This is a genomic window from Bacillus sp. G1(2015b) (assembly GCF_001482475.1).
Classification (GTDB): Bacteria; Bacillota; Bacilli; order Bacillales; family Bacillaceae; genus Bacillus; species Bacillus safensis.
Map to the genome: position 1 here is coordinate 143,571 of NZ_LKIC01000031.1, position 20,035 is coordinate 163,605.

19 protein-coding genes are annotated in these 20,035 nt (G+C 42.1%); 17 read left to right on the forward strand and 2 right to left on the reverse strand.

The features are described from left to right. Positions 1-158 precede the first annotated feature (158 nt). A complete protein-coding gene (gene holA, locus AMR95_RS18125; protein ID WP_058839055.1) occupies positions 159-1,178 on the forward strand; it encodes a DNA polymerase III subunit delta in 1,020 nt (339 codons plus the stop codon). 133 nt (positions 1,179-1,311) lie between these two features. On the opposite strand, the gene rpsT is transcribed toward holA, so the two are convergent. Continuing rightward, positions 1,312-1,578, reverse strand: coding sequence for a 30S ribosomal protein S20 (rpsT, locus tag AMR95_RS18130; protein WP_024423042.1), 267 nt, complete (start codon positions 1,576-1,578; stop codon positions 1,312-1,314). A 198-nt stretch (positions 1,579-1,776) separates the two neighbouring features. Here rpsT and gpr point away from each other — a divergent pair, with 198 nt between their 5' ends. The 12 genes from gpr (at position 1,777) to mtaB (ending at position 15,753) form a co-directional block, all read left to right on the forward strand. Continuing rightward, on the forward strand, positions 1,777-2,892 hold the full coding sequence (gene gpr, locus AMR95_RS18135; protein ID WP_047201920.1) for a GPR endopeptidase: 1,116 nt from the start codon (positions 1,777-1,779) through the stop codon (positions 2,890-2,892). Between the two features lie 66 nt (positions 2,893-2,958). After that, complete coding sequence (locus AMR95_RS18140) at positions 2,959-4,167, forward strand: stage II sporulation protein P (RefSeq protein WP_058839056.1); 1,209 nt, start codon at positions 2,959-2,961, stop codon at positions 4,165-4,167. Between the two features lie 13 nt (positions 4,168-4,180). Further along, positions 4,181-4,513: a YqxA family protein gene (locus AMR95_RS18145; protein WP_058839057.1), complete on the forward strand. Its 333-nt coding sequence runs from the start codon at positions 4,181-4,183 to the stop codon at positions 4,511-4,513. Positions 4,514-4,654: 141 nt separating this feature from the next. Further along, entirely contained in the window at positions 4,655-6,493 is a 1,839-nt protein-coding gene (gene lepA, locus AMR95_RS18150; protein ID WP_024423038.1) for a translation elongation factor 4, read from the forward strand. Between the two features lie 114 nt (positions 6,494-6,607). Further along, entirely contained in the window at positions 6,608-7,747 is a 1,140-nt protein-coding gene (hemW, locus tag AMR95_RS18155; RefSeq protein WP_058839058.1) for a radical SAM family heme chaperone HemW, read from the forward strand. Between the two features lie 81 nt (positions 7,748-7,828). After that, positions 7,829-8,860 carry a heat-inducible transcriptional repressor HrcA gene (hrcA, locus tag AMR95_RS18160; RefSeq protein ID WP_003217350.1) on the forward strand — a complete coding sequence of 344 codons (1,032 nt, stop codon included), beginning with the start codon at positions 7,829-7,831 and terminating at the stop codon, positions 8,858-8,860. A 63-nt stretch (positions 8,861-8,923) separates the two neighbouring features. Then, positions 8,924-9,481 carry a nucleotide exchange factor GrpE gene (gene grpE / locus AMR95_RS18165; RefSeq protein WP_058839059.1) on the forward strand — a complete coding sequence of 186 codons (558 nt, stop codon included), beginning with the start codon at positions 8,924-8,926 and terminating at the stop codon, positions 9,479-9,481. A gap of 24 nt (positions 9,482-9,505) precedes the next feature. Continuing rightward, positions 9,506-11,344 (forward strand): molecular chaperone DnaK, encoded by a 1,839-nt coding sequence (dnaK, locus tag AMR95_RS18170; protein WP_047201915.1) that lies wholly within the window; start codon positions 9,506-9,508, stop codon positions 11,342-11,344. Between the two features lie 165 nt (positions 11,345-11,509). Further along, positions 11,510-12,643, forward strand: coding sequence for a molecular chaperone DnaJ (gene dnaJ / locus AMR95_RS18175; RefSeq protein WP_024427952.1), 1,134 nt, complete (start codon positions 11,510-11,512; stop codon positions 12,641-12,643). Between the two features lie 22 nt (positions 12,644-12,665). Continuing rightward, positions 12,666-13,601: a 50S ribosomal protein L11 methyltransferase gene (gene prmA, locus AMR95_RS18180; RefSeq protein WP_058839060.1), complete on the forward strand. Its 936-nt coding sequence runs from the start codon at positions 12,666-12,668 to the stop codon at positions 13,599-13,601. A gap of 23 nt (positions 13,602-13,624) precedes the next feature. Further along, the gene (locus AMR95_RS18185; RefSeq protein ID WP_024427953.1) at positions 13,625-14,395 is read left to right on the forward strand and encodes a 16S rRNA (uracil(1498)-N(3))-methyltransferase; all 771 of its coding nucleotides are present in this window, start codon (positions 13,625-13,627) and stop codon (positions 14,393-14,395) included. Further along, positions 14,395-15,753, forward strand: a complete 1,359-nt coding sequence (gene mtaB / locus AMR95_RS18190; protein WP_058839061.1) for a tRNA (N(6)-L-threonylcarbamoyladenosine(37)-C(2))-methylthiotransferase MtaB — start codon at positions 14,395-14,397, stop codon at positions 15,751-15,753. The genes AMR95_RS18185 and mtaB overlap by 1 nt, the downstream gene beginning before the upstream one ends. Positions 15,754-15,795: 42 nt before the next feature. Here the strand turns inward: mtaB and AMR95_RS18195 are convergent, their stop codons facing one another. Further along, positions 15,796-16,725: a Na/Pi symporter gene (locus AMR95_RS18195; protein WP_041106927.1), complete on the reverse strand. Its 930-nt coding sequence runs from the start codon at positions 16,723-16,725 to the stop codon at positions 15,796-15,798. Positions 16,726-16,907: 182 nt separating this feature from the next. On the opposite strand from AMR95_RS18195, the gene rpsU reads away from it, so the two are divergent. The 4 genes from rpsU to floA all read left to right on the forward strand — a co-directional run bounded on the left by rpsU (position 16,908) and on the right by floA (position 20,020). After that, complete coding sequence (gene rpsU, locus AMR95_RS18200; protein ID WP_003152957.1) at positions 16,908-17,081, forward strand: 30S ribosomal protein S21; 174 nt, start codon at positions 16,908-16,910, stop codon at positions 17,079-17,081. A gap of 14 nt (positions 17,082-17,095) precedes the next feature. Next, on the forward strand, positions 17,096-17,545 hold the full coding sequence (locus AMR95_RS18205) for a GatB/YqeY domain-containing protein (protein WP_041086254.1): 450 nt from the start codon (positions 17,096-17,098) through the stop codon (positions 17,543-17,545). 141 nt (positions 17,546-17,686) lie between these two features. Further along, positions 17,687-19,000, forward strand: coding sequence for an NfeD family protein (locus AMR95_RS18210; RefSeq protein WP_058839062.1), 1,314 nt, complete (start codon positions 17,687-17,689; stop codon positions 18,998-19,000). A 27-nt stretch (positions 19,001-19,027) separates the two neighbouring features. Further along, entirely contained in the window at positions 19,028-20,020 is a 993-nt protein-coding gene (floA, locus tag AMR95_RS18215) for a flotillin-like protein FloA (RefSeq protein WP_024423026.1), read from the forward strand. Positions 20,021-20,035 lie beyond the last annotated feature (15 nt).

A 20,035-nucleotide genomic window follows, 5' to 3' on the forward strand; every position in this document is an offset into this window, starting at 1 on the left:
CATGATCATTTTATGAATATCGTCTGACAGCAGGCTGACCCGGGAGCTTGCGCCGGACGTTTACTATAAATGAGGAGGCGGCACTTTCAGCTTCCTCTTTACTAATGTCTTCACACACTTTAGGATAGAGGAGGAAGTGAAAGAGAGGGATTCAATTGATGGTCTTTGATGTATGGAACAATTTAAAACGAGGGGATATCCATCCCGTTTATTGCTTATATGGGAAAGAAACATATTTACTGCAAGAAACCGCCGCTAAATTGAGACAAGCTGTAGTAGACGAGGAAACGAAAGATTTTAATTACTCCATCTTCGATATGGAAGAGGTGCCGCTTGAACAGGCTGTGACGGATGCAGAAACATTTCCGTTTATGGGAGAAAGACGTCTCGTCGTGATCAAGAATCCTTATTTTCTTACAGCTGAAAAGAAAAAGGAAAAGATCGAGCATGAGCTTTCGTTATTAGAAGCATATTTAGAAAAGCCAGCGCCCTATACCATTCTCGTGTTATTAGCACCGTATGAAAAGCTGGATGAGCGTAAAAAAATCACCAAATTGCTAAAAAAGAAAGCTGCTGTTGTTGAGGCGAAAGAATTAAACCCAAAAGAAACAACTGATTTCACCATCACACTGGTGAAGACAGAAGGAAAGATGATTACATCTGAAGCGGCTGAGCAGCTTGTGATGTTATGCGGCGGAAGTCTATCCTCTCTATTCCAAGAGGTTCGGAAGCTAAGTACATATATTGGAGAGCGGGAAGAAATTGAGTTAGCAGATGTCAATCAGCTCGTTGCAAGAAGCTTGGAGCAAAATATTTTCGAGCTGATTAATCAAATCGTAAACAGACGCCGCTCTGAGGCCATGCAGATGTTTTATGACCTCTTGAAGCAAAATGAGGAACCCATTAAAATATTAGCACTTATTTCAACTCAATTTCGATTGATTTTGCAGACGAAGTATTTCGCTCAGCAAGGATATGGACAAAAACAAATTGCTTCAAATCTAAAAGTCCACCCATTCCGGGTCAAACTTGCCATGGATCAGGCAAGACTGTTTTCAGAAGAAGAGCTCAAGCAGATCGTCAAAGAGCTTTCAACGATTGATTATGAAATGAAAACGGGTAAAAAGGACAAGCAGCTGCTGTTAGAATTGTTCCTGCTTCGATTGTTAGGCGCTTGAACATAAAAAAACGACCTTCTAAAAAGAGGGTCGTTTTTGTTTAGATGTATAATTGCCAGTCTGTCCTTAGGCTCGGCCGGTCAGGACGGACGTACAGTTAAACAGGTGCCTCATTACTGAGGCGTTGCAAGCATTATGCAGAAAGTCCGTTTACTTGTTTAGCAAGTCTTGATTTGTAACGCGCAGCTGCGTTTTTGTGTACAAGACCAGTTTTAACGGCTTTGTCAATGCGTTTTGCAGCAGAAGCAAGAGCAGCTTTTGCTTGCTCAGCATCGTTGTTAGCTACAGAAACTTCAACTTGTTTAATCGCAGTACGCATCGCAGACTTGATTGTTACGTTATGTGCACGGCGTTCGTTATTCGTTTTTGTACGTTTGATCGCTGATTTAATATTTGGCATGTGTTTCACCTCCTAAGATACAACCTAAACACAATTGTCTTAAGGTTAAATCTTCACAATAGAACAAATTGTATTCTATCAAACACACCTTTAGAATGCAATATAAATGTAAAGTATTTTTCATTGATGACGTGCTCGAATGTTTCTTTCAAGAGATGGAAAGACTACTGTTAATTACTTGGTGGAAGGAGTCTTTTTATGGAGAAACAGAAGCTCGATTTAAGCGTTTATCAAATCCGGACAGACCTCGCTGTTGAAACAAAAGAGATACTAGAACAAGAGAACGATCCGAATGTCGTCAAAAAGGACGGGATCCAAGGGATCGTCGAAAAAGAAAAAGATGAGCAAGGCATCCGCATCCGTACTGTAGAAATCACGAAAGAAGGGGAGGAGCTGACCGGCAAAAAGGCAGGGACATACTTGACGTTTGAAGCGCAAGGCATTCGGGAGAAAGACTCTGAGATGCAAGAAAAAGTCGTCCAAGTCTTTGCCCGTCATTTTGCTCAGTTTTTAAAAGACAGAGGCATTCAGGCAGATGCGAGCTGCCTTGTAGTAGGACTGGGAAACTGGAATGTCACACCAGATGCACTAGGTCCTCTCACAGTCGAAAACCTGCTTGTGACCCGTCATCTCTTTGAATTACAGCCGGAAAATGTTCAGGAAGGCTATCGCCCAGTTTCCTCTTTGTCACCAGGTGTGATGGGACTGACCGGTATTGAAACAAGTGACATTATCCAAGGTGTGATTGAGCGGTCTAAACCTGATTTTGTCATTGCTGTCGACGCCCTTGCTGCTCGTGCGGTGGAACGAGTGAATACAACCATTCAAATTTCTGATACAGGTATCCATCCCGGTTCTGGTGTAGGGAATAAGCGAAAAGAATTAAGTAAAGAAACATTGGGCATCCCAGTAATTGCAATTGGCGTTCCGACAGTGGTGGATGCAGTAACGATTGCTAGTGACACAATTGATTATGTCTTAAAGCATTTTGGTAGAGAACTAAAAGATGATAGACCATCCCGCTCTCTTGTGCCGGCTGGTTTGACATTCGGGAAGAAAAAAGTGCTTAACGAAGAAGACTTGCCAGATGAGGAAACACGTCAATCATTCTTAGGCATCGTAGGAACCCTTCCAGAAGAAGAGAAAAGGCAGCTAATCCATGAAGTGCTTGCGCCGCTCGGACAAAATTTAATGGTCACGCCTAAAGAAGTCGATACATTCATTGATGATATGGCAAACGTACTTGCCAACGGATTAAACACAGCGCTTCATCAAAAAATCACTCAAGATAACAAGGGTTCATATAATCATTAATCGGTTCTACTTTCTCTAGCTCGCTCATAGTGTAATTACTAGAAAGCGTGCTGGAGGGAGTAAATCATGAAAAAAAGACCCCGCCGTCCTCGACAGTTGGTCGTTGCGATTAATGGAACGAAAGTAGTCAAAAGTATTTTCTTATTTATTGCCGCTCTTGTTGTGGTGTTTGTGATGTCAGGGGCTTTAACATCTTTAAAACCTGAGCTGAGGCCGCAAGCCTCGTTATATGGTGTAGCAGATGAGCTCTCTGGCGCATTTTTTGCCACATTAATGGGCATGGAAAACCAATATTTCGCCTCAGCAGTTCCAGAAGCTCAAAAAGGATTTCATTTCTCTGGGCTGTCACTGAAGCTTGCAACCAGTATTAATTTAGAAGACCCGCGTAGTTTTCTAGGAAGAGAACTTCCAGGCTTTGAACATTTTGATACAAAAATCATCTTAGCGGGTGAAGGCACAGACTATACCAACATGCCAATGGAATCGCCGCCTCCGAGTGAAGTGATCCAAGATGAAAAAGAAGCAAATTTAGCTGAACTGGACAAGCTCGATGAAGATGGGCCGAAAAAGCCTGCCAAAGAACCGGACCGGTCAACAGGAAAACGAAAAGCTGTGTACATTTATCACACACATAATACGGAATCATATTTACCATTTTTAAAAGGAGAAACGAACCCAAATAATGCACGGCACTCAAAAGTGAATGTTACCCTTGTCGGCGACATGTTTGGAAAGGCGCTTGATCAGCAAGGAATCGGCAATACAGTCGACAAAACGGAAATTGAAAAAAGACTCGTGAAAAAAGGATTAAAGTATCCGCAGTCTTATAATGAATCAAGATTGGTCGTGAAAGAAGCCTTAGCGAAAAATGATGACCTCGATTATTTAATTGATATTCACCGGGACTCAAGAAGAAAGAAAGATACGACTGTCGAAATCAAAGGGAAGAAATATGCGAGAATTGCGTTTGTTGTAGGGAAGAAGAATCAAAGCTATGAGAAAAACTTAAAGCTTGCGACAGAGTTCCACCATTTGATGGAGAAAAAATATAAAGGTCTTAGTGTCGGCGTGTTTGCCAAAGGAGAAATTGGCGATAATGGAATCTATAATCAAGATTTATCTGACAAAGCCCTTCTTTTAGAATTTGGCGGAGTAGATAATAATATGGAAGAATTGAGAAATGCATCCAATGCAGCAGCTGATGTATTCAGCGACATTTTCTGGGACGCAGAAAAGGTGGACGGCAAAGCAAAGGGTGAGAAAAAACGCTCTTAAGGTGGTGACGGGTATGGGCTCATTTATTGGAAAAACCATTATTTTAGGATTGGTCTTGCTGTTTGGTGTCTTTTTAGGAATGCAGCAAGCGAATAATGGCATGCTGCAAATGAAGGGCTACCATGATCCGCAATTAAAAGGAGCTTTCTCCATTCAAATGAACGACGATGAAGAAAAGGAAGCTTCTATCTTAGGAACGGCTGTTACAGAAAAGGATCTTGCCGAAAAACAAAAGCAGCTCGAGGAAATAGAAGGCTTTAATGCCTTTTCCAAAGCAGGAAAAGCCCTGTCTGATGGTATGACAAATGCAGCCCGTTCTCTTTATGATTGGGTGAATGGGAAATAAACGAATTTCATGAGATATCACCCTTTTAATCAAAGCCGCTGACCGATAAGCGGCTTTTCTTGATTTCGATTGAATCTTTACAGCCCTATTGATATAATCTAACCTAGCGCAACCCGCGTTTTATAGTAGGAGTGATAGATTGTGACAGATAAAGAAAAACGATTAGAACGGCAATCAAGAATTCGAAATTTCTCCATTATCGCCCATATTGACCATGGGAAATCCACATTGGCGGACCGTATTTTGGAAAAAACAGCGGCGATTACTCAACGGGAAATGAAAGAACAATTACTTGATTCCATGGATTTAGAGCGTGAACGCGGCATAACGATTAAACTAAACTCTGTCCAGCTGAAGTATAAGGCGAAGGATGGAGAAGAATATATCATGCACCTGATTGATACACCAGGGCATGTCGACTTCACCTATGAGGTATCTCGAAGCCTAGCTGCCTGTGAGGGTGCGATTCTCGTAGTAGATGCAGCACAAGGAATTGAAGCACAGACACTTGCGAACGTTTATTTAGCTCTTGATAACAACTTAGAAATTCTTCCGATTATCAATAAAATCGATCTGCCGAGTGCAGAGCCTGAGCGTGTAAGAGAAGAAATTGAAGATGTCATCGGGTTGGATGCGTCTGAAGCTGTTCTCACCTCTGCTAAGGCGGGTATTGGAATCGAGGATATTTTAGAACAAATCGTTGAAAAGGTGCCAGCACCTGCTGGAGATCCAGAAGCACCACTTCAAGCCCTTATTTTTGATTCTCTTTACGATGCGTATCGCGGCGTTATTGCGTACATACGAATTGTTGAAGGAACCGTCAGACCTGGTCAGAAAATTAAAATGATGGCGACGGGGAAAGAATTTGAAGTTCTTGAAGTCGGCGTATTCACACCAAAAGCCATGCCAACAGATGAACTCACAGTTGGAGATGTTGGCTACTTAACCGCTGCGATTAAAAATGTCGGTGATACACGTGTAGGGGATACGATCACAAGTGCGGAAAACCCTGCGAAAGAAGCGCTGCCAGGATACAGAAAGCTAAACCCAATGGTATACTGCGGACTTTATCCGATTGATACAGCGAAATACAACGACTTACGTGAAGCGTTAGAAAAGCTTGAATTAAATGATTCTTCACTTCAATATGAGGCAGAGACATCCCAAGCACTTGGCTTCGGTTTCCGCTGCGGCTTCCTTGGAATGCTTCATATGGAAATCATCCAAGAACGGATTGAACGTGAATTTAAAATTGATCTGATTACGACAGCGCCAAGTGTTATTTATGATGTATATATGACAGATGGAGAAAAAATCGTCGTAGATAACCCGTCCAATCTGCCTGATCCGCAAAAGATTGAGCGAATTGAAGAACCATATGTAAAAGCAACAATGATGGTGCCGAACGATTATGTAGGCTCTGTGATGGAGCTTTGCCAAGGAAAGCGCGGAAATTTCATCGATATGCAGTATCTTGATGCGAACCGTGTGAGCATTGTGTACGAAATTCCTTTGGCAGAGATCGTATACGAATTCTTTGATCAGCTAAAGTCTAACACAAAAGGCTACGCGTCCTTTGATTATGAGCTGATTGGCTATCGTCCATCGACGCTGGTGAAGATGGATATCATGCTGAATGGCGAAAAAATCGATGCCCTTTCCTTTATTGTTCACCGCGATTATGCATATGAACGAGGCAAGATCATTGTAGAAAAGCTAAAAGAACTGATTCCACGCCAGCACTTTGAAGTGCCAGTTCAAGCAGCAATCGGTCAAAAAATCGTTGCTCGTTCCACCATTAAAGCGATGCGTAAAAACGTACTTGCCAAATGTTATGGTGGAGACATTTCCCGGAAAAGAAAGCTTCTTGAGAAGCAAAAAGAAGGGAAAAAGCGCATGAAGCAAGTGGGCTCTGTTGAAGTCCCGCAAGAAGCATTTATGGCCGTGCTGAAGATGGATGACAGCACACCGAAAAAATAACATCCTCAAGGCTGCTTGCTTTACAATGTTCGCCTTGACGTTTATAGTCGATAACAAACAAAGGCGCCGCAGCGATAAACTGCGGCTCTTTACCTGTAAAGAAGGTGTCATCAAATGAAAGCAGCATACATTCACATTCCATTTTGTGAGCACATTTGCCACTATTGTGATTTCAATAAATTTTTCATTAAAACGCAGCCAGTCGATGAATACTTAGCGGCTCTTGAAAAAGAGATGCAGCATACGATCGAACAAAAGGGCGAGCAGGAACTCAAGACGATTTTTATTGGCGGGGGAACCCCGACATCACTGACTGTCAGCCAGCTAGACAAGCTCATGAACAGCATTCATCGTGTATTAAAGCCGACAAAAAACCTGATTGAATTTGCAGTGGAAGCGAACCCAGATGAATTATCACTCGAGAAGCTGCATGTGTTAAAAGAAGCCGGTGTCAATCGGCTGAGTTTTGGTGTTCAAACTTTTGAAGACGATTTGCTCAAAAAAATCGGACGAGTTCATCAAAAAAAGGATGTCCTTACGTCTTTTGAGCGAGCTCGAGCGGTTGGATTTGACAATATTAGCCTCGATCTCATGTTTGGCTTGCCGCATCAAGAAAAGCATCATGTGATGAATTCACTTGAGACGGCTTTCTCGCTGGGGGCAGAGCATTATTCGGTTTACTCACTCATCGTCGAGCCGAAAACCGTTTTTTACAACTTAATGCAAAAGGGAAAACTTCATTTACCGCCACAAGAACGTGAGGCTGAAATGTATGAGCTTGTGATGGATGAAATGGAGCGCCATGGATTAAAGCAGTACGAAATTAGCAATTACGCCAAACCTGGCTTTGAAAGCCAGCATAACCTGACCTATTGGAGCAATGAAGATTACTTCGGTTTTGGTGCAGGCGCACACGGGTATGTAGATGGCGTCCGAAATGTGAACGCAGGGCCGGTGAAACATTATTTGGAGCTGATTGACCAAACAGGATTCCCGTATAAGGAAACACATCAGGTCACAAAAGCAGAGCAAATAGAAGAAGAAATGTTTTTAGGTCTTCGAAAGATCGAAGGAGTGAAAAGTGCTGATTTCCAAGCAAAATATGGTACTGCACCAGGAGCACTTTTTCCCACTGTTCTTGAAGAATTAGAAGAAAAAGGCCTCATTGTAAAAGATGACATTGGGATCCGTTTAACAAGAAAAGGAAAATTGTTAGGGAATGAAGTATTTCAAGCGTTTCTCGGTGAGTTATAATTGACATTTTAATTTGAGTTTGGTAATTTTGTTTATACAATTAGCACTCGTTGAAAGAGAGTGCTAACAGGGGTGATGATGATGTTAACAAATCGTCAGCTTTTGATTCTGCAAGTCATCATTAATGACTTTATTCGTTCGGCGCAGCCAGTTGGATCAAGGACTCTTTCTAAAAAAGAAGACATTACATTCAGCTCTGCGACGATTAGAAACGAAATGGCTGATTTGGAGGAACTTGGTTTTATTGAAAAGACCCATTCTTCATCAGGAAGAATTCCTTCCGAAAAAGGATATCGTTATTATGTAGATCATTTGCTCTCTCCGCGAAAACTGTCGTCTAAAGAGCTTGTGCTCATCCAATCGGCCTTTCAGGAGAAAATTTTTGAGCTGGAAAAAACAGTTCAAAAATCGGCGGAAATTTTATCAGATCTCACAAACTATACATCGATTGTGCTTGGTCCAAAGCTAAGTGAAAATCGATTAAAGCAAATTCAGCTTGTCCCTGTTCAGCCGAACAAAGCAGTGGCAATCATGATTACAGACAGCGGACATGTTGAAAACAAAACCATTACCTTCTCTGAGCATCTCGATGTCTCCGATATTGAGAAGCTGATGAATATTTTAAACAGCCGCCTAGCCGGAGTCCCGATGGATCAGCTGAAGGACAGAATGTATAAAGAAGTTGTGATGCTTCTTCGCACGCATTTAAAAGATTATGATCATATTTTAGATGCGCTCGGCAATACATTTACATCGACTCAAAATGAATCAAAACTTTTCTTTGGCGGGAAGATTAATATGTTGAATCAGCCGGAGTTTCATGACATTGACCGCATTCGTTCACTCATGATGCTTATTGAGCAAAAGAATGATGTCATGCAGCTGTTTCATCCAAATCAGCAAGGAATCACCATTAAAATCGGTTCAGAAAACAATTTGGAAGCGATGGAGAATTGCAGCTTAATCACAGCCACTTATTCGATTGATCAAAAATCACTCGGTTCCATTGCTGTCATCGGTCCAACCCGTATGGATTATGGCAGGGTTGTCAGTCTCTTGCATCATGTATCAAAAGACTTGTCAAACGCACTTTCCAATTTGTATGATGAGTAGGGTGATAAAAGATAGGGGCATAGCCCCTTCGTATTTTTGAATCTTTTGAGGGAGGTGAACACAATGTCAGAAGAAAAACAGACACCTGAGCAAGAAGCAGAGGTTGAAGCACAAGAAGAAGCAGTTCAAGCAGATAATGAGGAAGTAACACATGATGAACAGTCTGCCTTCCAAGAAAAAATCGATGAATTGCAACAGCTTCTAGATGAAAAAGAAAACAAAATTCTGCGTGTTCAAGCAGATTTTGAAAACTATAAACGCCGTGCTCGAACTGAAGTGGAGACCGTGCAAAAATATCGTTCTCAACATGTTGTCAGTGATCTTCTCCCAGCTCTTGATAACTTTGAAAGAGCGCTTGGAATTGATCCAGACAATGAGCAGACGAAAAGTTTGTTAGAAGGAATGCAAATGGTTTACCGCCAGCTGGTAGAAGCGTTGAAAAATGAAGGCGTTGAACCAATTGAAGCTGTCGGCAAAGAGTTCGATCCAAACCTTCATCAAGCCGTCATGCAAGTTGAAGATGAAAACTACGATTCAAATATCGTTGTAGAAGAATTGCAAAAGGGCTATAAACTCAAAGATCGAGTTATTCGTCCATCAATGGTAAAAGTAAATCAATAACTACATAATGGGAGGTCATCGAATATGAGTAAAATCATTGGGATTGACTTAGGAACAACAAACTCATGTGTTGCAGTACTTGAAGGCGGCGAGCCAAAAGTCATTGCAAACGCTGAAGGAGCACGTACAACACCATCTGTTGTCGCTTTTAAAAACGGAGAGCGCCAAGTGGGTGAAGTAGCAAAACGTCAATCAATTACAAACCCAAACACGATCATGTCTGTTAAAAGACATATGGGTACAGATTATAAAGTAGAAGTTGAAGGCAAGAACTATACACCGCAGGAAATCTCTGCAATCATTCTTCAACACCTTAAATCTTACGCTGAAAGCTATCTTGGTGAAGAAGTAACAAAAGCTGTTATCACAGTTCCTGCTTACTTCAACGATGCAGAACGTCAAGCAACAAAAGATGCTGGTAAAATTGCAGGTCTTGAAGTAGAACGTATCATCAACGAACCAACAGCAGCTGCACTTGCGTATGGTTTAGATAAAACAGATGAAGATCAAACGATCCTTGTATACGACCTTGGCGGCGGTACATTTGACGTGTCAGTTCTTGAACTTGGAGACGGCGTCTTTGAAGTGCGCTCAACTGCTGGGGACAACCGTCTAGGTGGAGACGATTTTGACCAAGTCATCATTGATCACCTAGTGGCAGAATTCAAAAAAGAAAATGGCATTGATCTTTCTAAAGATAAAATGGCGCTTCAGCGTTTAAAAGATGCTGCTGAAAAAGCGAAAAAAGATCTTTCAGGTGTATCTTCTACACAAATTTCACTGCCATTTATCACAGCTGGAGAAGCAGGACCTCTTCACCTTGAATTAACGTTAACGCGTGCTAAATTCGAAGAGCTTTCTGCAGATCTTGTAGAGCGTACAATGACACCAGTACGTCAATCACTGAAAGATGCTGGTTTATCTGCTAGCGAGATTGATAAAGTCATCCTTGTAGGTGGATCAACTCGTATTCCTGCAGTACAAGAAGCAATCAAAAAAGAAACAGGCAAAGAGCCTCATAAAGGTGTAAACCCTGATGAAGTTGTTGCACTTGGTGCAGCGATTCAAGGTGGAGTTATCACAGGAGATGTCAAAGACGTTGTTCTTCTTGACGTAACACCACTTTCTTTAGGAATTGAAACAATGGGCGGCGTGTTCACGAAGCTGATTGAACGTAATACAACAATTCCAACAAGTAAATCTCAAGTATTCTCAACGGCTGCTGACAACCAAACAGCTGTAGATATCCATGTCTTGCAAGGTGAGCGCCCAATGGCTGCAGATAACAAAACATTAGGCCGCTTCCAATTGACTGATATCCCGCCAGCACCACGCGGCGTACCACAAATTGAAGTATCATTTGATATCGATAAAAACGGTATTGTCAACGTACGTGCGAAAGATATGGGTACAGGCAAAGAGCAAAACATCACAATCAAATCTTCTTCAGGTCTTTCTGATGATGAGATCGAAAAAATGGTCAAAGAAGCAGAAGAAAATGCTGAAGCAGATGCGAAGAAAAAAGAAGAAATCGAAGTGCGCAACGAAGCAGATCAATTAGTGTTTACAACTGAAAAAACATTAAAAGATCTAGAAGGCAAAATCGATGAAGAGCAAGTGAAAAAAGCAAACGACGCGAAAGATGCACTAAAAGCTGCGATCGAAAAAGGCGAGTTTGAAGACATCAAAGCGAAAAAAGATGAGCTGCAAACAATCGTTCAAGAATTAACGACAAAGCTCTATGAAGAAGCTGCAAAACAAGCACAAGCTCAGCAAGAAGGCGCTGAAGGTGCTCAAAAAGCAGATGACAATGTAGTGGATGCAGAATACGAAGAAGTAAACGACGATCAAGAGAAAAAATAATCACCTTTACTTTTGAAAAAGACTGCTGAAACGTACTCGTCAGAAAGTCAAAGTCAGGATCTCTTGGCTTTGACTTTTTTTCTTTTCAACGATGAAAGGAATTGAAAAAAGTTAAATCAAAATGATACAATCGTATTTATGTGAGAAAATCGGGAGTGTGAAGAGATGAGTAAGCGTGATTACTATGAAGTGCTTGGCGTAAGTAAGAGCGCCTCAAAGGACGAAATCAAAAAGGCATACCGCAAGCTTTCAAAAAAGTATCACCCTGATATTAATAAAGAAGCTGGCTCAGATGAGAAATTCAAAGAAGTAAAAGAAGCCTATGAAACCCTTTCTGATGATCAAAAACGTTCGCATTATGACCAGTTCGGTCATACCGATCCAAACCAAGGCTTTGGCGGCGGCGGTTTTGGTGGAGGAGGAGACTTTGGCGGCTTCGGCGGCTTTGATGACATCTTCTCTAGTATTTTTGGCGGCGGAGCGAGAAGAAGAGATCCAAATGCACCGCGCCAAGGAGCGGACCTGCAATATACAATGACGCTTTCATTCGAAGAAGCGGCATTTGGAAAAGAAGCAACGATTGAAATCCCTCGTGAAGAATCTTGTGAAACATGTCATGGATCAGGTGCAAAGCCTGGTACGCAGGCGAAAACTTGTTCACATTGCGGAGGATCGGGTCAATTAAATGTTGAACAGTCAACCCCATTTGGTAAAGTGGTCAACCGCAGAGTATGTAACTACTGTAGCGGAACAGGGAAACAAATTGATCATAAATGTTCAACATGCGGCGGATCTGGCAAAGTGCGTAAGCGTAAGAAAATTAACGTGACGATCCCTGCAGGTGTTGATGATGGTCAGCAGCTCAGAGTATCTGGTCAAGGTGAACCAGGTGTAAATGGAGGACCTCCAGGCGATCTATTCGTTGTATTCCATGTGCGTGCGCATGAATTCTTCGAACGTGATGGAGATGACATTTACTGCGAGATGCCGCTCACCTTTGCCCAAGCTGCATTAGGTGACGAAATTGAAGTGCCGACATTACACGGAAAAGTAAAATTAAAAGTTCCTGCTGGCACTCAAACTGGCACGAAGTTTAGACTTAAAGGAAAAGGTGTGAAAAATGTACGCGGCTACGGCCAAGGCGATCAGCATATCGTTGTACGTGTCGTCACACCGACAAATTTAACAGACAATCAAAAAGATATCATTAGAAAATTTGCTGAAGTGAGCGGAAATAAACCGGACGAACAAGAAATGAGCTTTTTCGATAAGGTAAAACGCGCATTTAAAGGCGAGTAAGACGGATAAGGAGTTGGTAGTATTGAAGTGGTCAGAAATTAGCGTCCATACAACAAATGAAGCGGTGGAACCGATCACCAATATTTTGCATGAAGCAGGTGCAAGTGGTGTCGTGATTGAGGACCCGCTTGATTTAGTCAAGGAACGTGAAAATGTATACGGTGAGATCTACCAGCTCGATCCGAATGACTATCCGGATGAAGGCGTCATTGTCAAAGCCTATCTTCCAATGAACAGCTTTTTGATGGAAACGGTAGATGAGATCAAAGAAGCCATCAACAATCTTCTTCTATACGATATTGACCTTGGACGCAATACACTGTCAATTTGTGAAGTAAATGAAGAAGAATGGGCTACCGCATGGAAGAAATACTATCATCCTGTGAAAATTTCTGAAAAATTCACCATCGTTCCAACGTGGGAAGAATATACACCGGTTCATTCTGATGAACTGATTATTGAAATGGACCCTGGAATGGCATTTGGAACAGGTACGCATCCCACAACCGTCCTTTGCATTCAGGCGCTTGAGCGCTATGTAAAGGAAAACAATACGGTGATTGATGTTGGAACAGGCTCTGGGATTTTAAGTGTGGCAGCAGCAATGCTTGGTGCAAAGGACATTCAAGCCTTTGATCTCGACACCGTTGCGGTAGAAAGTGCGAAGCAAAACATCGAACTAAATGGTGTAAGTGACCAAGTGACGGTCAAACAAAACAACTTGCTTGATGGGATTTCAGGTGAGCGTGATGTGATTGTCGCCAACATTCTGGCAGAAGTAATTTTGCGCTTTACAGATCAAGCCTATGACCTATTGAAGAAAGATGGCTATTTCATTACATCAGGCATCATTGGACAAAAGAAATTACAAGTCAAAACAGCATTAGAAGAAGCAGGTTTTGATATTGTTGAAGTGCTGTCAATGGAAGATTGGGTCAGCATTATAGCGAAAAAATAAAGCGAGTAGGTGTCAGGACACGTATGCAACGATATTTTATCGACCTCACGAAAGAAGAAGTGACGTTAAAGGGAGCCATCGTCATAAAAGGTGAAGATGTACATCATCTTTCCAATGTCATGCGGATGAAAGCAGGGCAGGAAATCCTTTGTTTAACGACAGACGGCTTTGAAGCGCTCAGTAAAATTGATACAATAACAAAGGAAGAAGTGATTTGTCACCTTGAAAGCTGGACAAATCAGGACAGAGAACTTCCGATTCGGGTGACGATCGCAAGCGGTCTTCCAAAAGGAGATAAGCTTGAGCTCATTATCCAAAAAGGCACAGAGCTTGGCGCAAGTGCTTTTATCCCATTTCAAGCGGCTCGTTCTATTACAAAGCTAGACCAAAAAAAGTCACATAAAAAACGAGAGCGCTGGGAGAAAATCGCGAAAGAAGCAGCCGAGCAGTCCTACCGGAATATCATTCCGCGTGTTTATTCAGTATCAACGTTTAAAGAGCTGACGCAATTAGCTGGTGAATTCGATAAATGTGTCGTTGCATACGAAGAATCATCGAAAGAAGGAGAGCAAAGCCGCTTTCAAACTGTGCTTCAACAGATGAAAGGCGGACAAACCTTGCTAGTGGTTTTTGGCCCTGAAGGCGGTTTGGCAGAAAAGGAGATTGAAGAGCTTGAAACGCTTGGTGCAGTCATTTGCGGGCTCGGACCACGCATTTTAAGAACGGAAACCGCTCCTTTATACGCGCTTTCCGCTATATCTTATCAAACAGAGTTATTAAGAGGTGAATCATGATGGGAACAGTAGCGTTCCATACACTTGGCTGTAAGGTCAACCACTATGAAACAGAGGCGATCTGGCAGCTGTTTAAAGAAGCTGGCTATGAAAGAAAAGAGTATGAATCAAAAGCAGACGTATATGTCATTAATACATGTACGGTCACGAATACAGGCGATAAGAAAAGCCGCCAAGTCATTAGAAGAGCCATTCGTCATAACCCGGATGGTGTCATTTGTGTAACCGGCTGCTATGCGCAAACATCTCCAGCAGAAATCATGGCGATTCCTGGTGTTGATATTGTGGTTGGAACACAGGACAGACATAAATTACTAGGTTATATAGAAGAATACCGCAGAGAAAGACAGCCGATCAACGGGGTTGGCAATATCATGAAAGCACGTGTGTTTGAAGAACTTGATGTTCCTGCTTTTACAGACAGAACGCGAGCTTCATTAAAAATCCAAGAAGGCTGTAACAACTTCTGTACATTCTGCATTATTCCTTGGGCACGCGGACTTCTTCGTTCTCGCGATCCAGAAGAAGTCATCAATCAAGCTCAGCAGCTGGTTGATGCAGGCTATAAAGAAATTGTGCTTACAGGTATTCACACAGGCGGATACGGAGAAGACTTAAAGGATTATAACTTTGCGAAGCTTCTGAGAGCATTAGATGAACGTGTTATTGGCTTAAAACGAATCCGTATTTCATCTATTGAAGCTAGTCAAATTACAGATGAAGTGATTGAAGTGCTTGATCAGTCAGATAAAATTGTCAGACACTTACACATCCCGCTTCAATCTGGCTCAAATACTGTGCTAAAAAGAATGCGCCGTAAATATACGATGGAATTCTTTGCAGAGCGTTTAACAAAGCTGAAAAAAGCATTGCCAGGACTTGCTGTCACCTCTGATGTAATCGTAGGATTCCCTGGGGAAACAGAAGAAGAGTTCTTGGAAACGTACAATTTTGTCAAAGATCATCAATTCTCTGAGCTGCACGTCTTCCCTTACAGCAAACGTACAGGTACGCCGGCTGCAAGAATGGAAGATCAAGTGGATGAAAATGTGAAAAACGAACGTGTTCACCGTTTGATCGCTCTTTCTGACCAGCTTGCGAAAGAGTATGCATCAGCATATGAAGGTGATGTGCTAGAAATTATTCCGGAAGAATCCTTCAAAGAACAAGAAGGAAACCACAATCTTTATGTTGGTTATACCGATAACTATATGAAGGTTGTTTTTGAAGGGACAGAGGACATGATCGGACGTCTGGTCAAGGTGAAAATTACGAAAGCGGGTTATCCTTATAACGAAGGACAATTCGTTCGCATCAGCGATGATGTGCAGCCAGACAAAGTGAGAATGACCTCATAATAGATAAAAAACCGGCAGCCAAAAGGGCAAGCCCGGTTTCTTTTATTTTGACTGATTCGGCATGAGACACAAGATCAATGCGTGAAAAGGGCGTATGAATGGGAAGAAGAGGAGAGAGCTTGCCACATTAAACAGCAGACTGAAATGCGCAATCTGCTGGGCGGGTGAGCTTGCGAGAAGGGCGACAACCTCTGTGATCAGGGCGAGAAACGGGAGGCATAAAAGAACACCGAGCACATTAAACACGACGTGTGCATAAGCCGTTTGACGTGCTGCGTAGCCGCCAGATATCGCAGCCATCACAGCCGTAATACATGTCCCAATATTGGAACCTAACACAAAGCTGATGCCTTCCTGAAGTGCCACAGTTCCCTCATTCATAAATCCCATTAAAATGCCGATACAGACGGAGCTCGAATGAACAATCGCTGTGAAAATGGTACCCGAAAGCAGCGCTGTCCAGTCTGAATGCTGCATCATTTCAAGAAAACGCAATGTCTCAGGCTGGCTTGTCATCATCCCTGCAATTTTTGAAAAGCCTTGTATGCAAAAAAAGATCATCCCGAGCCCAAATAAACTTTTTCCTGCATGTCTAAAAGATGTCCTGCCAAAAAGGATGCATACAAGACCGGCTATGATCAAAACCCACATGAAGACATCCATTTTAATAGCGATAAATTCTGTCGTAAACGTGGAGCCGATATTGGTTCCAAGAATCATTGGGATCGATTTTTTAAAAGAGAGAATGCCAGTACTGACAAAGCCAATGACGATAACCATAAAAGCAGAACTGCTTTGTAGAACCCCTGTAAACACAATGCTGACCAAGAATGCTTTGACCGGGTGATCTGTAAAGAGAAGAAGTGATTTCTCAATACGAGACGATGCAAGCGCCATTAATCCTTTTCTCAGCAACCCCATTGACCATAAAAAAATGAAAATAAGTGCACAAAAATAAATGATCGCCATCATAGAAAAGTCCTCCTCTTACCAATGAATATATGGACTTGTCTACCTGCTCATGACGAAAATATATTTCCAAATCACTTAGTTGACCTCACACAAGGCTTATATTATAATGTCTAGGTACATGTTTTGCATGTATATCTTTTTTTAATGCAGTCGATTGGTGTATTCGGAGGGAGGGAAAGAGAATGTCAAAAACGGTCGTTAGAAAAAACGAATCGCTTGAAGATGCTCTTCGTCGCTTTAAACGCAGTGTATCCAAAACTGGAACATTGCAAGAAGCAAGAAAGCGTGAATTTTATGAAAAGCCTAGCGTAAAGCGCAAGAAAAAGTCTGAAGCTGCTAGAAAACGTAAATTCTAAAGAGGGTGGATTTTATGAGTCTTCTTGAGCAATTAAATTCTGATATGAAGCTTATGATGAAAAACCGTGAGAAAGACAAGCTTGTTGTCATTCGTATGGTAAAGGCTTCGCTGCAAAATGAAGCAATTAAGCTTAAGAAAGACAGTTTGACCGGCGATGAGGAACTAACCGTCCTTTCCCGCGAGATTAAGCAACGTAAAGACTCCCTCCATGAATTTTCGAAAGCTAATCGCTTAGATTTAGTAGATAAAGTTCAAAAAGAGATTGACATATTAGACGTTTATTTACCTGAACAGCTTTCTGAAGAAGAACTGCAAACGATCGTGAAAGAAACGATTGCTGAAACAGGTGCTTCTTCAAAGGCTGACATGGGTAAAGTCATGAGCGCTATTATGCCAAAAGTAAAAGGTAAAGCTGATGGAGCTGTCATTAACAGACTTGTCAGCGAGCAGCTGTCTCAATAAAAAAGTATCCTTCTATTGTTAGAAGGGTACTTTTTTTATGCCTTCATGATTCTGTCATATAAAAATGAAACCTATGATACATTTGTAACGTATGTAAAGGAACAGTAAAATGGAAGAAAGAGAGGAGGGATCACCAAATAGATGAAAAAAATAAAAATTTCTATTGCTCTCTTCAGTTGTTTTATAATATGCTTGTTATTAGGGGTTCAATTGACCGCGAAATCAGCAGATCAGAAAGTTCATGTTATCCCAATTGAAGATACAGTAGAAAAAGGACTTTCTAAATTCATTGAACGATCGTTTGAGCAGGCAAAGGCGGAGCGGGCGAAGCATATTATTCTCGACATCAATACACCGGGTGGTGCAGTCGATGCAGCGCTTGAGATCGCAGATACCATTCGTGCTTCCGATATCCCAGTGACAGCGTTTGTCAATCATAGAGCGCTTTCAGCCGGGGCCTTCATCGCGCTAAATGCGGATCAAATTTATATGACCCCGAATGGAAAGATGGGGGCTGCGGCGATCATTGATGGAGAAGGCAATGCTGCCGATCAAAAATCAGAATCTCTATGGCTTGCTGAAATGAGTGATGCTGCCGAAAAGCAGGGGCGTGATCCAAAGTATGCTCTTGCCATGGCGGATGTAGATATAGACGCAAAAGAAGCCGGTGCACCAAAAGGGGAATTGCTCACCTTTAACACAGACCGGGCGCTTCAATTCGGGTATGCAGAAGGTGAAGCAAAAAATATGGATGACTTGCTTCAGAAGCTGAAATTAACAGACGCTTCTGTTCAATACGATGAAGTGAGCTTTGCTGAAAAGGTTGCGCGTTTTCTTACGCACCCAATTGTCATTCCGATCCTTTTATCCATTGCAAGTTTAGGGTTAATTGTTGAGCTCTATTCTCCTGGCTTTGGGGTTCCGGGCACCATGGGAGTGACAGCGCTTCTTCTATTCTTTTATGGTCATCTCGTGGCAGGTTTTGCAGGATATGAGACGTTGTTCCTGTTTTTAGCAGGGATTGCACTCATCATTCTGGAATTGTTTTTGCCAGGGGGAATCGTAGGTGTCATTGGACTGATCTGTGTCGTTGTCAGCTTATTTTTAGCAGCTGGAAGCTTTACAGAAATGGCGATTTCCATCTTGATTGCCACTGCTGTTTCAATCATAGCAGTTATTTTATTGACAAAGGTGTTGGGGAAACGTATGAAATTCTTTAAAAAGTTCATTTTAACCGATTCAACCAATAAGGAAAGCGGTTATGTCTCAAATGAAACAAGAGAAGATCTTGTTGGACAAATCGCAGTGACAGCAACTGCACTTCGTCCATCTGGTACGATCGTATTCGGAGATGAGCGCATTGATGTTGTGTCAGAAGGTGCATTTATCGATAAGGATGAACAAGTAAAAATTGTGAAAGCGGAAGGCTCACGCATTGTCGTGAGGAAAGTATAGATATACTGATTTTAGAGGAGGAATAAAATGGATCCATCTACTTTACTATTATTTGTGATTATCGCAGCAGGTTTGATTGTTCTTTCGATCTTTTTCACCTTTGTACCGGTGATGCTGTGGATTTCTGCCCTAGCGGCTGGCGTAAAAGTGAGCATTTTTACACTTGTAGGAATGAGACTGCGCCGAGTCATTCCAAACCGAGTGGTCAACCCGCTCATCAAAGCACATAAAGCAGGTCTTGATGTGACGATTAACCAGCTGGAGAGCCACTATCTTGCAGGTGGTAACGTGGACAGAGTTGTGAACGCATTAATTGCAGCTCAACGCGCGAATATCGAATTGAACTTTGCCCGCTGTGCAGCCATCGACCTAGCAGGACGTGATGTACTAGAAGCAGTTCAAATGAGTGTAAACCCTAAAGTCATTGAAACACCATTTATCTCTGGTGTTGCGATGGATGGGATTGAAGTCAAAGCAAAAGCACGTATTACAGTTCGTGCAAACATCGACCGACTTGTCGGTGGTGCAGGGGAAGAAACAATTATTGCCCGTGTAGGTGAAGGGATTGTCTCGACAATCGGTTCATCAGATAATCATAAAAAGGTTCTTGAGAATCCTGATATGATTTCTCAAACGGTTCTTGGTAAAGGTTTAGATTCAGGTACTGCATTTGAAATTCTCTCGATTGATATCGCAGATGTGGATATCGGTAAGAACATCGGGGCGATTCTGCAAACAGACCAAGCAGAAGCAGACAAAAACATTGCACAGGCGAAAGCAGAAGAACGCCGCGCAATGGCTGTTGCACAAGAGCAAGAGATGCGTGCGAAAGTTGAAGAAATGCGCGCGAAAGTTGTAGAAGCAGAGGCTGAAGTACCACTTGCAATGGCTGAAGCATTACGTGAAGGCAATATTGGTGTCATGGACTACATGAACATTAAAAATATCGATGCTGATACGGATATGAGAGATTCATTTGGTAAAATGACAAAAGGTCCATCTGATAATGAAAACAAATAAGCATCCTCTCACGCT

What these genes read in the sequence shown, in the direction of transcription:
- AMR95_RS18205 (WP_041086254.1), top strand. Translation starts at nt 17,096, where the DNA reads ATGAGTCTTCTTGAGCAATTAAATTCTGATATGAAGCTTATGATGAAA.
- AMR95_RS18145 (WP_058839057.1), top strand. Translation starts at nt 4,181, where the DNA reads ATGGGCTCATTTATTGGAAAAACCATTATTTTAGGATTGGTCTTGCTG.
- hrcA (WP_003217350.1), top strand. Translation starts at nt 7,829, where the DNA reads ATGTTAACAAATCGTCAGCTTTTGATTCTGCAAGTCATCATTAATGAC.
- AMR95_RS18185 (WP_024427953.1), top strand. Translation starts at nt 13,625, where the DNA reads ATGCAACGATATTTTATCGACCTCACGAAAGAAGAAGTGACGTTAAAG.
- mtaB (WP_058839061.1), top strand. Translation starts at nt 14,395, where the DNA reads ATGGGAACAGTAGCGTTCCATACACTTGGCTGTAAGGTCAACCACTAT.
- AMR95_RS18210 (WP_058839062.1), top strand. Translation starts at nt 17,687, where the DNA reads ATGAAAAAAATAAAAATTTCTATTGCTCTCTTCAGTTGTTTTATAATA.
- grpE (WP_058839059.1), top strand. Translation starts at nt 8,924, where the DNA reads ATGTCAGAAGAAAAACAGACACCTGAGCAAGAAGCAGAGGTTGAAGCA.
- floA (WP_024423026.1), top strand. Translation starts at nt 19,028, where the DNA reads ATGGATCCATCTACTTTACTATTATTTGTGATTATCGCAGCAGGTTTG.
- holA (WP_058839055.1), top strand. Translation starts at nt 159, where the DNA reads ATGGTCTTTGATGTATGGAACAATTTAAAACGAGGGGATATCCATCCC.
- hemW (WP_058839058.1), top strand. Translation starts at nt 6,608, where the DNA reads ATGAAAGCAGCATACATTCACATTCCATTTTGTGAGCACATTTGCCAC.
- AMR95_RS18195 (WP_041106927.1), bottom strand. Translation starts at nt 16,725, where the DNA reads ATGATGGCGATCATTTATTTTTGTGCACTTATTTTCATTTTTTTATGG.
- AMR95_RS18140 (WP_058839056.1), top strand. Translation starts at nt 2,959, where the DNA reads ATGAAAAAAAGACCCCGCCGTCCTCGACAGTTGGTCGTTGCGATTAAT.
- dnaJ (WP_024427952.1), top strand. Translation starts at nt 11,510, where the DNA reads ATGAGTAAGCGTGATTACTATGAAGTGCTTGGCGTAAGTAAGAGCGCC.
- rpsU (WP_003152957.1), top strand. Translation starts at nt 16,908, where the DNA reads ATGTCAAAAACGGTCGTTAGAAAAAACGAATCGCTTGAAGATGCTCTT.
- rpsT (WP_024423042.1), bottom strand. Translation starts at nt 1,578, where the DNA reads ATGCCAAATATTAAATCAGCGATCAAACGTACAAAAACGAATAACGAA.
- dnaK (WP_047201915.1), top strand. Translation starts at nt 9,506, where the DNA reads ATGAGTAAAATCATTGGGATTGACTTAGGAACAACAAACTCATGTGTT.
- gpr (WP_047201920.1), top strand. Translation starts at nt 1,777, where the DNA reads ATGGAGAAACAGAAGCTCGATTTAAGCGTTTATCAAATCCGGACAGAC.